The 418-nt window shown below is 65.1% G+C and carries 1 protein-coding gene; it reads left to right on the top strand.

Going from position 1 to position 418, the window contains the following annotated elements:
* Positions 1-418, top strand: a 418-nt coding sequence (locus DY467_RS25765) for an ABC transporter permease (RefSeq protein WP_164639874.1), incomplete at both ends; no start/stop codon positions are given.

Here is a 418-nt window from a genome sequence, read left to right as displayed (position 1 = left end):
TCGAAAGCGACTCCTGGGATTTCATCGGCGGCGGCACCGTGCTGGGGATCCCGATCAACGCGGCCACGCTGTTCGTGGTCTTGCTGATTTGCCATGTGTTCCTGTCGCGGTCGCGCTATGGCTGGCATCTGACCGCGATCGGCGCCAGCCGCAAGGCCGCGCGACACGCCGGCATTCGCGTTCGGCTGATGCTGTTCATGACCTACGTGCTGTCCGGCACGCTGTGCGCGGCGAGCGGCATTTTCTATGCCGCGCGTCAGGCGTCGACCGACTCGACAACGGGTGTCGGTTGGGAGTTTCAGGCGCTTACTGCCGTGGTTCTCGGAGGCGTCTCGCTGGCCGGCGGCAAGGGCACCGTCTGGCGGGCGATGATCGGCGCGGTGATCATCTTCCTCCTCATCAACGGTCTGGTCCGCAT

The sequence above is a fragment of the Rhodopseudomonas sp. BR0G17 genome (genome assembly GCF_010907025.1).
Taxonomy (GTDB): domain Bacteria; phylum Pseudomonadota; class Alphaproteobacteria; order Rhizobiales; family Xanthobacteraceae; genus Rhodopseudomonas; species Rhodopseudomonas palustris_H.
The sequence above is the reverse complement of the archived record's forward strand: the minus strand, read 5'-3'. Positions and strand labels throughout refer to the sequence as shown.